The following is a 13,294-nucleotide window of genomic DNA, read 5'->3' as shown; positions in this document are numbered from 1 at the left end:
GCGATGGGCAAGCTCTTCTCCAGCGGCCGCACCATGGCCCTGCCCGCCGCGATCCTGCTGCTGGTGCTGGTCATGGTCGTGCCGATCCCGCCGGCGCTGCTCGACATCTTCTTCGTCGCCAACATCGCGATCAGCCTGGCCGTACTGATGGTCGCGCTGAACGCCGAAAAGCCGCTCGACTTCTCGGCCTTCCCGACCGTCCTCCTGTTCGCCACCCTGTTCCGCCTGGGCCTCAACGTCGCCTCGACCCGCATCGTGCTGGTCCATGGCCATGAGGGCGAGAGCGCGGCGGGTCACGTCATCGAGGCGTTCGGCACCTTCCTGATCGGCGGCGACTATGTCGTCGGTCTCTTCGTCTTCGCGATCCTGATGATCATCAACCTGATCGTCGTGACCAAGGGTGCGGGCCGCGTGTCGGAAGTGTCCGCTCGCTTCACCCTGGACGCCCTGCCCGGCAAGCAGATGGCGATCGACGCCGACCTGAACGCCGGTCTCATCACGCCGGACCAGGCCAAGGCGCGCCGCGTCGAGGTGTCGACCGAGGCCGATTTCTACGGCTCGATGGACGGTTCGTCCAAGTTCGTGAAGGGCGACGCGGTCGCCGCCATGCTGATCCTGGCGGCCAACGTCATCGGCGGCCTGATCCTGGGTCCGGTCAGCCATGGCATGGGCATCGCCGACGCGGCCAAGACCTATATCCTGCTCGCCATCGGCGACGCGCTGGTCGCGCAGCTCCCCTCGCTGATGCTGTCGATCGCCGCCGCCGCCATCGTGACGCGCGTGTCGTCGGACAGGGATCTGGCGGGCCAGATCGGGTCGCAGTTCGGCGCGTCCAAGACGTGGATCCCGGTCGCCGCGATCCTGGGTCTGCTGGGCGTCCTGCCGGGCATGCCGCATCTGGTGCTGCTGCCCGCCGCCGGGATCGCCGGGTTCACCGCCTGGAAGCTGCGCCAGATCGAGAAGCGCCCGGTCATCGCCCCCGCCGCCCCCGCGCCCGAGCCGGTCGACCCCTCGCGCATCGGCTGGGACGAGGTCATCGACGGCATGCAGGTGCATATCGACATCGGTTACGGCCTGGTGCCGCTGGTCGACGAGCGTCGCGGTGCGCCGCTGATGGCCCGCATCACCGGCGTCCGTCGCCAGCTGTCCAAGGACCTGGGCTTCGTCGTGCCGCAGGCGCGCGTGCGCGACGACATCAACCTGGCGCCCTATAGCTATCGCATCATCATCAACGGCGTCGTCGCCGCCGAGGATCAGGTGTCGCCCGACGAGATGCTGGCGCTCGACACCGGCCAGGCCTTTGGCGAACTCAGCGGCAAGCCGGTCAAGGACCCGACCTTCGGCCTGCCCGCCACCTGGATCCTGAAGGGCGACGCCGATGCCGCTACCGGCATGGGCTACCTGGTGGTCGATCCGGGCACCGTCATGGCGACGCACCTGAACCACATCCTGTCCTCGAACGCCGCCGAGCTGCTCGGCCCCGACGAGGTCCAGTCGCTGCTCGACGGCCTGAAAGAACGCGCCGCGCAACTCGCCGCCTCGCTCAGCCCGAACCCGCTGCCGCTCACCACCCTGACCCAGGTTCTCAAGGGCCTTCTTTTGGAGAACATCACCTTGAAGGAGTTCCGCCGCATCGCCAGCGCGATCGCCGTGGCGGCCCAGAAGACGCTCGACGCCGAAGAGATCGTCGAGCTGATCCGGCCGCAGCTGGGCGCGCTCATCATCCAGAAGCTGTGCGGGATGCGCGAGCCGCTGCGCGTCATGACGCTGGACGGCCAGCTCGAAGGGCTGCTGGGCCAGGCCATGCGCGCCGATACGGGGCGCCGCCATGTGATCGAACCCGATCTGGGCCGCCGCATCACCGAGGCGCTGACCCAGGCCGCCCAGCCCCTGATCGCCGAGGCCAAGCCCTTTGCGCTGGTCGTGCAGCCGGGCGTGCGCATCGCGATGCGCAAGCTGGTCCGCACCTGCCTGCCCGACACGCCCGTCCTCTCCTTCTTCGAAGTGCCCGAGGACAAGGCGGTCGAAGTCGTCGCCGTCATCGGCTCTCCCCATCATCACCAGCAACAGGCGTTGGCCGCATGAGCGCACATCCCCTGAGCGGCGCGTTCATGGACGCGCAGACCTTCAACCCGGCGAATTTCGATCCCGCGCTGGCCAATCCCACGGTCGCCGACCAGCCGCTGACCTATCGTCCCGCGCCGCGTCGCGCCGGGATGCCCGGCGGCGACGCGAATGCGGTCATCCGCCAGCATCTGCCGCTGGTCCGGCGCATCGCGTGGCATGTGCATGGGTCCATGTCGAGCATGATCGAGGTCGAGGACCTGGTGCAGGTCGGCCTGGTCGCGCTGGTCGAGGCCGCCGCCTCATTCGAGGAGCGCGGCGTCGAGTTCGGCCATTATCTGAAGTCGCGGCTGCGCGGCGCGATGATCGACGAGCTTCGGCGTCAGGCGACGACGACGCGCGGCGCGATGCGTCGCCGCCGCCAATATCACGAGGCGGTCAACACGTTGTCGCAGACCGAGGGCCAGGCCCCGTCCGACGAGGCGGTCGCCGAAAAGCTGGGCATCACGGTCGAACGGCTGCGCGCCGACTACAAGACCGCCGAGGCCGTTCGCATGGAGGCGATCGACGATGTCTATGCGGACGACCTGCCCTGGTTCGCCGACGACACGCCCGACGCCTTCGAGCAGCTGGCCGAAAGCGATCTGCGCGACGCGCTGATCGCCGCCATCTCCGCGCTTCCCGAGCGCGAGGCGATGGTGATCCAGCTTTATTATGTCGAGGAACTGAACCTGGAGGAAATCGGCCAGGTGCTGGGCGTCGGCGCCGCGCGCGTCTGCCAGATCAAGAGCGCGGCGCATGCCCGCCTGAAAAAGGCCCTCGCCAGCCAGCGGTAAATCATTCCTCCCCTGCAAGGGGAGGTGGCAGGCCGAAGGCCTGACGGAGGGGTGTCACCCTCTCGATAGCGGGACACCCCTCCGACGCGCTACGCGCGCCACCTCCCCTTGCAGGGGAGGAATGGGTCGCCATTCCCGATCCCCCCATCTTGCTCTAAGCGCGTCCCCGATGACCGGGGACGCCGATGCTCGCACGCCATGAACGCCATCTGATCGCCCGCTATCTGTGGCCGGGTGCGGGTGGGCGGCTGGTCCTTCTGGTGGCGGCGATCGGCTGCACCGGCGTCATGATCGGGGTCGCCGCGCTGGTGCTGGTCATCGCGGTGATGAACGGCGCGCAGACCAGGCTGGCCGACAGCGTCGCGCCGGTCGACGGGCATCTCAGCATTACCGTGCCCGCCGGTGCCCGACCGACCGAGGCGCAGGTCGCCGCCGCCATCGCCCGCATCGCGGGCGTCATCCGCACCGAGCCGATCCGCGAGATCACCGCCGGTCTGTCGATCGACGGCCGGATCACGCCCATCACATTGCAGGGCCGCGATCCACGCACACTCTATAGACTCGTGCCGACGATGCGCTCGGCGCTGGCGCATAGTCCCGATCCCGCGAGTGCGGTGGCGATCGGCCAGACTGCCGCGCTGCAACTGGGCCTGTTCCCCGGCGACCGGATCGCGATCGGCCGGGTCGTGCTCGGCCCCGACCGCACCCTGTCGCTCGACCTGACCCCGGCGCGGGTCGCGACCTTTTATCTCGACGACGACAAGGGCGGCGATCGGGTGACGGTCTATGCCCCGCTCGATTCGCTGCCCATCCTTCAGAACGACTCGGCCGTCACCCGCCGCGTCGCGGTGGTGTTGGCCGACGCCACGCAGGAAGCGGCCGTGACGGCGGCGATTCGACGGCGGCTGGGTCCGGCCTATCCGATCATCAGCTGGCAACAGGCGAATCGCGCGCTGCTTGCCGCCCTTGTCACCGAAAAGATCGGCATGACGATCGCGGTCGGGCTGGTCACCCTGGTCGCGCTGTTCAACATCCTGTCGTCGATGACCTTGCTCGCACGGGCCAAGCGGCGCGAGATCGCGATCCTACGCACCATGGGCGTGACGGCGCGCAGCATCATGCGGATCTTCGCCACCGTGGGCAGCATCATCGCATTGATCGGGGCGGGCATCGGCCTGTCGCTGGCCGCCGCCCTGTTGACCCAGCGCGGCGCGATCGTCGCGGCCGTGCGCCATCTGTCGCCCGCGCGGCAGGCCGAATGGGACGTATTCCTGTCGCTGCCGATCGGGATTTCGGCGCGCGAGCTGGCGGTGATCGCATTGAGCGTGCTGGCGGGCGCGGTGCTGGCCAGCCTCTATCCCGCCTGGCGCGCGGGGCGAACCTCGCCCGCCCTGGTGCTGCGCGCGGATTGAGTCGATACGAGTAAACCCCGGCGGCATCGCTGCCGCCGGGGTTTGTCCTGCAAACCGGTCCGTGAGGATCTCTCGGCCGGTCGGCCCCGTCACCCGAGTGGGGGCGCGGTGCCGGGGCGCTCAGGATCCGGGGATTACTGTCCGAGCAGCTTGAGCACGCCCTGCTGCGACTGGTTGGCCTGGCTCAGCATCGCGGTCGAGGCCTGGCTCAGAATCTGAGCCTTGGCGAGCGCAGTGGTTTCGGCCGAGAAATCGGTGTCCTCGATGCGGCTGCGCGCGTCCGTCAGGTTGGTGACGTTCGAGGTCAGGTTGTTGACCGCCGACTGGAGCCGGTTCTGCGTGGCACCCAGGCCTGCGCGGATATTGGCGACCTTGCCGATGGCCTTGTCAAAGCTCTCCAGTGTCGCAGTGGTGGCGATGGTGCTGGGGCCGGTCGCCGGATCGACCACGGCGATGGCGCTATTGATATCGGCGTCGGTGGTCAGGTTGCTGAAGGTCATGCTGATGGCGTCGCTGGTGTTGGCGCCCGCCTGAATCTTCACCACACCGGCCGCACCCGCCGAACCGTCGAGCAGCTTCTGACCGTTGAACTGGGTGTTGAACAAGATGTTCGACACCTGCGACGCCAGCGCGTTCTGTTCCGACGTGATGTTCGCCTTGTCGTTGGTGGAATAGATGCCGTTGGCCTTCTGCACCGCCAGTTCGCGCATCCGCTGGAGCATGTTGCTCACCTCGTCCAGCGCCCCTTCGGCGGTCTGCGCCATCGAGATGCCGTCGTTCGAGTTGCGGATCGCCTGATTCATGCCGCGCACCTGCGAGGTCATCGAGGCGGCGATGGCGAGGCCGGCGGCGTCGTCCTTCGCGGAATTGATTCGCTTGCCGGTGGACAGGCGCTGCATCGAAACGTTCAGCGCTTCCGTCGCGGCGCCGTTGGCGCTCGAGGCGCGTAACGCCGAGATATTACTGGCGATAACCGTCATGGTCGTTCTCCAAAGCCGGAGCTCTCCGCCGCCCCCAAGGCGAAGGTCGAGCTGCCAAGACGGGTAACGACCGCTTGAGGCAGGGCTTTAGAGAAAAGAGTCGAATGGGCGCATTTTTTCGGGCGGAGCCCCCCGACACCTTATTATAAGGCATCGGGGGGTCCACCTTCCGCGACCGAGGGGATAACCGCGGTCGGCATTCGCCCAGGGCGATTAGCCGAGGAGCTTCAGCACGCCCTGCTGCGACTGGTTGGCCTGGCTCAGCATCGCGGTCGACGCCTGGCTCAGGATCTGCGCCTTGGCGAGCGCGGTGGTTTCTTCCGAGAAGTCGGTGTCCGAGATGCGGCTCTTGGCTTCGGCCAGGTTGGTCATGTTCGAAGTCGCGCTATTGACTGCCGACTGGAGTCGGTTCTGCGTCGCACCCAGGCCAGCACGGATCGATGATACGTCGGCGATCGCGGCGTCGTAGTTGGCCAGCGTATCGCCACCCGCCTTCAGCTCGGTGCTGCCAGCAGCCGGTGCGAAGTCGACGATGGCACCCAGCTGCGAGCCGGTAGCGGCCGCACCGCCCGTTGGCGCCACATACGTGGCAGTCAGATCACGCAGACCGATGCTGACCGTGTCATTGCTCGTCGCGCCGGTCTGGATCGCAACAGTCGAAGCAGCATTGAACAACTGCTTGTTGTTGAACTGGGTGTTCTTCACGACGGCGCTGATCTGCGCGGCCAGCGTCGTTTGCTCGTTGGTGATATTGGCCTTGTCGGCGGTCGAATAGGTGCCGTTCGACGACTGGACCTTCAGCTCACGCATACGCTGGAGCATGTTGCCGACTTCGTTCAGCGCGCCTTCCGCCGTCTGCGCCAGCGAAATACCGTCGTTCGCGTTGCGGATGCCCTGCGCCATGCCCTTGATCTGCGAGGTCATCGAGTCGCTGATGGCCAGACCGGCGGCGTCGTCCTTTGCCGAGTTGATGCGGTTGCCGGTCGACAGGCGCTGCATCGAGGTGCTCAGGGCCAACGAGGCCGAGGTCGACGCGGCGGTTGCACGCATAGCACTGATATTGCTGGCAATAACGGTCATGTGATGTCTCCAAATCTGCCCGGCGATCCGTCTGTGTCCCCTCTGGACCCCCGAGCCGCCGAGTGGAGTAACGGCCGTTTTCCGGCAGGCTTTAGCCGGTTCCATGCAAATTTTTGCCGGTGGGCTTGCCGGTTTTGCCGAAACGGTCGCGCGCGCGGCCGGGCGTCGCCCGCACACGTACGAGCGCGCGTCGCGCCCGGAAAAAACTTGCCGTTCGCGTTGCCGAATTAACCACGGTTTTACCAAACAGGGGCCATTGCGGAGTCACGAAAGGACTCCACGCCAGATGTCGTCGATTCACCCCTCCGCTGCGCTCGTTAGGCAGAAATACGCCCTGATTTCCGGGCTGCGGGCCCAGGGCATGGCCATTGCCGAGCAGGGCGCGGCCGCCCAGGCCGGGGACCTGTTCCTCGTCACCGACGGCGACGTGGTCGAGCATCCGGCGCGCACCATCGTCGTGTCCGACGGTCCGGTCCCCGCCATCATCCCGGCAATGGGCGGCCAACCGGCCAGCGTGACCTATTCCGCCGCCGAGTCGGGCGTCGGCAACAGCTTCGTCCGCGCGCTGCTGGCGGGTTCGGCCATGCCGACCGCCGCCGATCCGGAGAGCCTGGCACTGTTCACCCTGGCCGAGCGGGTCGCGCAGGCGGACATCACCGTCCTGATCAACGGCCCGACCGGCACCGGCAAGGAAGTCGTGGCCCGCGCCATCCATGCGCAGTCGGCCCGCGCCAACAAGCCCTTCGTCGCGATCAACTGCGCCGCTCTGCCCGAGTCGATGCTCGAAGCACTGCTCTTCGGACACCAGAAGGGCGCGTTCACCGGCGCGGCGCAGGCGGGCGAAGGTTTCTTCCGCGCGGCGGACGGCGGCACGCTGCTGCTCGACGAGATTGCCGAGATGCCGCTCCAGCTCCAGGCCAAGCTGCTCCGCGTGTTGCAGGAGCGCGAGGTGATCCCGCTCGGCGCGTCGATGCCGCAGTCGGTCGATGTCCGCGTCATCGCCTGCGCCAACCGCGACCTGCAGGCCGAAGTGGCGGCCGGCCGGTTCCGTGCCGACTTGTACTACCGCCTGTCGGTCTTCCCGCTGACCACCAAGGCGCTGGCCGAGCGCCGCATGGACATCCCGGCGCTCGCCGCGACGATGATCCTGCGTCACGCTGCGGGCCGCACCGCCATTCCGTGGCCGAGCGCGGCGGCGATCGACAAGCTGGCCATGCACAACTGGCCCGGCAATGTCCGCGAGCTGGAAAACGTCATCCAGCGTGCGCTGCTGTTCGCCGGTGGCGCGACGATCGAGCCCGAGCATATCGTGTTCGACCGTCCGATGGTCGCCAACGACCTGGACGACGAGCCGCTGACCGTGACGACCGCGGAAGCGACGCTCGGCAAGGTCGTACAGATGAGCGAGTTCGCCGCGATCCGCGAAATGCTGGCCGCGTGCGGCGGCAACCGGGTCGAGACTGCCAAGCGCCTGGGCATTTCGGAGCGCACCCTGCGCTACCGTCTCGCCAAGGCACGCGAACAGGGCGAGGAGATCATCCGACCCTCTAGCCGGGCCGTGATGGCATGAGCGTCGGTGGTGTCGGCGGTGCGATGAGCGTCGACCGGGTGATGGCGCTTCGTGCGCAGATCCTGGAACGCAATCAGGCACTCAAGGCGGCAAGCCAGGCCGGTGCCAACCAGGCGGCACAGGCCGCCCAGACTCAGCCGGTCGCTTCCCCGACCAGCTTTGCCGATACGCTCGAGTCCGCGCTGAAGGGCGTGAACGAAGGCCAGCAGCAGGCCGCCCGCCTGTCCGAATCCTACGAACGCGGCGAAACGGTCGACATCGCCAAGGTGATGATGGCCCGCCAGCAGGCGTCGGTCGGGTTCGAGGCGACCCTGCAGGTCCGCAACAAACTCCTGTCCGCCTATAAGGACATCATGAGCATGCCGGTGTAAGATGAGCACTGCCCTCACCCCCGCATCCGCCAATCCCGCACCGGCCCTGCCGCCCTTGCCGGAAAAGTTCGCCAACCCGCTTCGCCAGATCAAATCGGTGATGGCGCAGCCCGCCGTGCGCCGTTCCGCGCCGATGGCGATGCTGATCGGGCTGATCGCCGCCGCCGCGCTCGCCTGGATGGCGCTGTCCAGCCCGCCGCAGAAGACGCTGTTCGACAATCTGTCGGACGCGGACAAGCAGGCGGTGACGACCGCGCTGTCGGCCGCGAACATCAAGAGCAAGATCAACGACGGCACCGGCGCGCTGACCGTGAACGAGGAGGATTACTCCAAGGCACGGATGCTGCTGGCGGGCCAGGGCCTGCCCAAGCAGGCGCCTGGCGGTTATGCGATCCTCGACCAGTTGCCGATGGGCGTCAGCCGCGCGGTCGAGGGCGAACGCCTTCGCCAGGCGCGCGAGAGCGAATTGGCGCGGTCGATCGAGGAGATCGATGCGGTGGCCGAGGCGCGCGTGCACCTCGCCACGCCCGATGCCTCGCCCTTCATCCGCGACAAGTCCTCGCCGTCGGCCTCGGTGGTGCTCAAGCTCAACGCCGGGCGCTCGCTGTCGGAATCGCAGGTCCAGTCGATCGTCAATCTCGTCGCCTCGTCGGTGCCGGGCATGAAGCCCGAGGACGTGACCGTGGTCGACCAGATGGGTGGCCTTTTGTCCAAGAAGGGCGCGGACGGCGCGACCGGTGACGATCGCCGCATCGATTTCCAGCGCCGCCTGGAGGAGAAGTACCGCACCCAGCTGATCCAGCTGCTGACCCCGCTGGTCGGTGCCGGCAACTTCACCGCCGAGGTGCAGACCGAGGTCAATCTGGACGAGACCAGCGCGACCCGCGAACGCTATGACAAGGACGGCGCGCTGCGTGCCGAAACCGGCAACTGGACCGGCAATCAGAAGGACCCGACCACCCCCGGCGGCATTCCCGGCGCGCTGTCCAACACGCCGCCGCCCGCCAGCACGCTGCAGCAGCCGCAGCCCGCGAACGGCGCGAGCGGCAACCCGCCCGCCGATGGCAAGCCGGTCGCCGGTGGCCCGGGCGTGAACCCGGAAAAGCAGTCGGACGCCTTCCAGCGTGCCTATGACCTGAACAAGGAAGTGTCGGTGACCCGCGCCGCGCCGGGTTCGATCAAGCGGCTGACCGTTGCCGTCCTGCTGCGCGATCCCGCCACCGGCAAGCGCAGCCAGATGGAGATCAACCAGATTTCCGACCTGGTGAAATCGGCGGTCGGCTTCGACCAGCAGCGCAACGACAATGTGACGGTGATCAGCCGCAAGTTCGCCGACGCCAATGTCGACGACAAGCGCGCCTGGTACGACAATAGCTGGCTGCCCATCGTGGCCCGCAACGCGACCGCGCTCGTGATCGCACTGCTGGTCCTGCTGCTCGGCGTGCGGCCGATGGTGAAGGCCATGTCGAAGAAGAAGGACGCGGCCGACGCCGCCAAGGCGCTGCCCATGGGTGCGGCCGATGGCGCGGGCGTGGGCAATGTCCTGCTCGGTGCCGATGGCCAGCCGGTGATGGGTCCCGACGGACAGCCCGTGCGGATCGGTGCCGATGGCCAGCCCATGTGGGTCGGCGCGGACGGCCAGCCCATGGCGGGCATGATCGGCCAGCAGCCGCCTGCCGTGACGCTCGACGAGATCGAAGAGACCAACAATTTCAACGAGCGGATCACCAAGGTGCGTGGCTTCACCCGCGACAATCCGGCGCGCGCCGCGCTCGCCGTCCGTGACATGATCCGTTCGGAGGCGCAGCAGTAATGGCATCGGTCGAAGAGGGGCGCGTCTATTCGGGGGTCGAGCGCGCCGCCGTCCTGATGATGCTGGTCGGCGAGGAAGAAGCCGCCGCCATTCTCCAGAAGCTGGAACCCGATGAAGTGCGCGAGCTGGGCAAGGCGATGTATTCGATCGCCGATGTCAGCGAGCAGGATGTCGGCTTCGTGCTCGACGATTTCGTCGGCTGTGCCCGCGCCCGCGCCTCGATCGCCTTTCAGCCCAAGCCGATCGTCGAGAATGTGATGAACCGGGCGCTCGGCCCCGAGCGCGCCAGCAGCGTCCTGTCGCGCATCGTGCCCGCCGAGGCGCAGTGCGAGATCGAGATGCTCGGCTGGCTCGACCCGATCGACATCGCCAAGATCGTCGAGAAGGAACATCCGCAGATCGGCGCGGTCCTGATCGCCAATTGCGACCCCGCCGTGGCGGGCAAGGTGCTGGAGCTGCTGCCCGAGGTGATGCAGCCCGACATCCTGCACCGCGTCGCCCGGCTGGGTCCGGTGACGCCGCAGGCGATCGACACGCTGAACGGCGTGCTCAAGCGCTGGAGCGAAGGCGGCAGCGGCGGCCAGGGCCTGGCCATGGGCGGATCGCGCGAAGCGGCCAAGATCCTGTCGAGCGCACGCAAGGCGACCGAGCAGCGGGTCATGCCCAAGCTGTTCAAGATCGACCGCGACGTCGCCAAGCAGATCGAGGAAGCGCTGTTCATCTTCGACAACCTGCTCGACATGGACGACAAGAATCTTGGCACGCTCATCCGCAACGTCGATGGCGAAGTCCTCACCCGCGCGCTCAAGGGCGCGGACGAGGCGGCGCGCGAACGCTTCCTGGGCTGCATGTCGGCACGTGCGGCGGCCGGTATCCGCGACGAGATCGAATCGCGCGGTCCGATGAAGCTGTCCGAAGTGCTCGAAGCGCAGAAGTCGATGATCACCACCGCCCGCAACCTCGCCAAGGAAGGCACGATCATGATGGGCGGAGGCGAGGACGATTATGTCTGATTTCGTCGCTGGTTTCTCCGCGCGGCAAAATGCGGCGGCGGCCGCGCTGCAACAGGCGTTCGCGCCGCCCGGCGGCTTTGCGCCCTCGGGCATGCCGGGCGTCAACATCGATCTGGGCTCGGGCCCGATCTCGTTCCGGCCGCAGGCGCCGACCGGCGGCCTGGGCGCGACCTCGGCCGACAATGTCGCGCCCGGCCAGCCGCGCCATTTCCACCCCGCCAGCCGCGATCACGATCCGACCCAGGGCTGGGACCCCTTTGCCGCGTGCGAGGATGTCGCCGAACCGGCGATCGATCCGCTCGCCGCCGCCCACGCGTCGGGTCATGCCGAGGGTTATGCCGAGGGGCTGGCCGCCGCCCAGCGCCAGTTCCAGGCGCAGGCCGAGGCCGAGGCGCGCGACGGCCACATGGTCGCTTCCATCGCCGAAGCGCTGTCGGCGCGCATCGATCGCCAGGCCATGGCCGAACAGCTGCGCCAGACCGTGCTGATGCTGGTCGGCAAGCTGGTCGGTGAGATCGGCGTCGATGCCGACCGGCTGACCGGCCGGATCGAGGCGGCGATGGACATGCTGTCCGATGCCAAGGAAGCCGCGATGCTGCGCGTCCATCCCGACGACGTGGCGCTGCTGGCCGAGCGTCTGCCGCAGACCGTGTTCCCCGTCGGCGATCCGAATGTGGAGCGCGGCGGCTTCGTCCTCGAAAGCGCCTCGACCATCGTCGAGGATGGCCCCTCGCTGTGGCTCGACCAGCTCGCCGCCGCGATCGACAAGGTGCCCGTTCCCCAATGCTGAACCGTTTCACGACCGATTATCTGGAAACGCTGTCCCAGGCGGATTTCGCGCCGCGCCCCGTCGTGGCGGGGCGGCTGGCCTCCTATGACGGCCTGCTGATGGAAGCGGTCGGGCTGTCGCTGCCGGTCGGCACGGTCTGTGCTATTGGAGAGAGGGGCGGCGAGAAGGACGGGCACTGCGTCGAGGCCGAGGTGATCGGTTTCCGCAACGGCCGCACGCTGATGATGAATCTGGGCGGCCCCGCCCCCCTGCTCCCGCGCGCGCCGGTGCGCCCGCTCGGCCCTCCGGGCGAGGCGGAAGTCGGTGCCGCGATGCTGGGCCGCGTGGTCGACGGGTCGGGCAAGCCGATCGACGGCCTGGGTCCCATTCGCGGTGCCAGCCACTGGCCGCTGGCGGGCAAGATGCAGTCGCCGCTCGACCGGGGCCGGGTGCTGGAGCCGATGGACGTGGGCGTGCGCGCGATCAACGGGCTGCTGACCATCGGTCAGGGCCAGCGTGTCGGCATCATGGCGGGGTCGGGCGTCGGCAAGTCGGTGCTGCTGGGCATGATGGTCCGCGCGGCACGCGCCGACGTCATCGTCATCGGCCTGATCGGCGAGCGCAGCCGCGAAGTCGCCGACTTCCTGGAAACCAAGGTCGCCGGGGCGGCGCGCGCCCGCTCGGTCGTGGTCGCGGTGCCCGCCAACCATTCGCCGGTGCTGCGTATCCGGGGCGCCCTGCGCGCCACCGCCATTGCCGAGGCGTTCCGGGCCGAGGGCAAGAAGGTCCTGCTGATCATGGATTCGCTGACCCGCGTCGCCCATGCCGGGCGCGAGATCGGGCTGGCGCTGGGCGAACCCGCCTCTGCGCGTGGCTATCCGCCGTCCGCCATCGCGATGCTGCCCAACCTGATCGAGCGAGCGGGTGCCGATGCGCACGGGACCGGTTCGATCACCGCCATCTACACCGTGCTGGCGGACGGCGACGACGGCAACGATCCGGTCGTCGATTCGGCGCGGTCGATCCTGGACGGGCATATCGTGCTCAACCGCCATCTGGCCGAGCGCGGCGTCTATCCCGCCATCGATATCGGCCCCTCGGTCAGCCGCGTGATGACCGATATCGTCGGCCGCCCGCATGCCCAGGCGGCACGGACGCTGCGCCGTCATCTCGCGACCTATGAGGAAAATCGCGATCTCGTCCTGATGGGCGCGTATCGCGCGGGCGCGGACCCGGCGATCGATGCCGCCATCGCCTGCCACCCGGCGGTGATGGAATATATCCGGCAGGACGCCGACGAGGTCGTGCCGCTCGACCATGCGGTCGAGGAACTGGTGGGCATTTTCGGCCAGCCGCTCGGCTGATCCGCATCCAAGGGGGGACATG

Annotated in this window: 11 protein-coding genes; 9 read left to right on the top strand and 2 right to left on the bottom strand. The window is 67.9% G+C overall.

The genetic code is table 11. The annotated features are described in order from the left end of the window. Nucleotides 1–3 precede the first annotated feature (3 nt). From flhA to GGQ89_RS00430, 3 genes are all read left to right on the top strand, one after another. Nucleotides 4–2,085, top strand: coding sequence for a flagellar biosynthesis protein FlhA (gene flhA / locus GGQ89_RS00440; RefSeq protein WP_184103220.1), 2,082 nt, complete (start codon nucleotides 4–6; stop codon nucleotides 2,083–2,085). Continuing rightward, nucleotides 2,082–2,900, top strand: coding sequence for a sigma-70 family RNA polymerase sigma factor (locus GGQ89_RS00435; protein WP_184103218.1), 819 nt, complete (start codon nucleotides 2,082–2,084; stop codon nucleotides 2,898–2,900). Before flhA ends, GGQ89_RS00435 begins: the two co-directional genes overlap by 4 nt. Before the next feature lie 185 nt (nucleotides 2,901–3,085). Next, entirely contained in the window at nucleotides 3,086–4,312 is a 1,227-nt protein-coding gene (locus GGQ89_RS00430) for an FtsX-like permease family protein (protein WP_184103216.1), read from the top strand. 134 nt (nucleotides 4,313–4,446) lie between these two features. On the opposite strand, the gene GGQ89_RS00425 is transcribed toward GGQ89_RS00430, so the two are convergent. Then, nucleotides 4,447–5,292 (bottom strand): flagellin N-terminal helical domain-containing protein, encoded by an 846-nt coding sequence (locus tag GGQ89_RS00425; RefSeq protein WP_076714614.1) that lies wholly within the window; start codon nucleotides 5,290–5,292, stop codon nucleotides 4,447–4,449. Nucleotides 5,293–5,505: 213 nt separating this feature from the next. Next, nucleotides 5,506–6,372: a flagellin N-terminal helical domain-containing protein gene (locus tag GGQ89_RS00420; protein WP_076714611.1), complete on the bottom strand. Its 867-nt coding sequence runs from the start codon at nucleotides 6,370–6,372 to the stop codon at nucleotides 5,506–5,508. A 286-nt stretch (nucleotides 6,373–6,658) separates the two neighbouring features. Between GGQ89_RS00420 and GGQ89_RS00415 the strand changes: the two genes are divergently transcribed. From GGQ89_RS00415 to GGQ89_RS00390, 6 genes are read left to right on the top strand one after another with little or no spacing between them, the layout of a single operon-like run. Next, nucleotides 6,659–7,942 carry a sigma-54 interaction domain-containing protein gene (locus GGQ89_RS00415; protein WP_184103214.1) on the top strand — a complete coding sequence of 428 codons (1,284 nt, stop codon included), beginning with the start codon at nucleotides 6,659–6,661 and terminating at the stop codon, nucleotides 7,940–7,942. Beyond that, the gene (gene fliE, locus GGQ89_RS00410) at nucleotides 7,939–8,313 is read left to right on the top strand and encodes a flagellar hook-basal body complex protein FliE (RefSeq protein ID WP_056432271.1); all 375 of its coding nucleotides are present in this window, start codon (nucleotides 7,939–7,941) and stop codon (nucleotides 8,311–8,313) included. Before GGQ89_RS00415 ends, fliE begins: the two co-directional genes overlap by 4 nt. A 1-nt stretch (nucleotide 8,314) precedes the next feature. Next, complete coding sequence (fliF, locus tag GGQ89_RS00405) at nucleotides 8,315–10,126, top strand: flagellar basal-body MS-ring/collar protein FliF (RefSeq protein ID WP_184103212.1); 1,812 nt, start codon at nucleotides 8,315–8,317, stop codon at nucleotides 10,124–10,126. Then, nucleotides 10,126–11,139, top strand: a complete 1,014-nt coding sequence (fliG, locus tag GGQ89_RS00400) for a flagellar motor switch protein FliG (RefSeq protein WP_056432276.1) — start codon at nucleotides 10,126–10,128, stop codon at nucleotides 11,137–11,139. Before fliF ends, fliG begins: the two co-directional genes overlap by 1 nt. Beyond that, nucleotides 11,132–11,929, top strand: a complete 798-nt coding sequence (locus GGQ89_RS00395) for a FliH/SctL family protein (RefSeq protein ID WP_076714608.1) — start codon at nucleotides 11,132–11,134, stop codon at nucleotides 11,927–11,929. Before fliG ends, GGQ89_RS00395 begins: the two co-directional genes overlap by 8 nt. Further along, nucleotides 11,923–13,272: a FliI/YscN family ATPase gene (locus GGQ89_RS00390; protein ID WP_056432283.1), complete on the top strand. Its 1,350-nt coding sequence runs from the start codon at nucleotides 11,923–11,925 to the stop codon at nucleotides 13,270–13,272. Before GGQ89_RS00395 ends, GGQ89_RS00390 begins: the two co-directional genes overlap by 7 nt. The last annotated feature ends 22 nt before the right edge of the window (nucleotides 13,273–13,294 follow it).

The organism is Sphingomonas yabuuchiae, from assembly GCF_014199595.1.
Taxonomy (GTDB): domain Bacteria; phylum Pseudomonadota; class Alphaproteobacteria; order Sphingomonadales; family Sphingomonadaceae; genus Sphingomonas; species Sphingomonas yabuuchiae.
The sequence above is the reverse complement of the archived record's forward strand: the minus strand, read 5'-3'. Positions and strand labels throughout refer to the sequence as shown.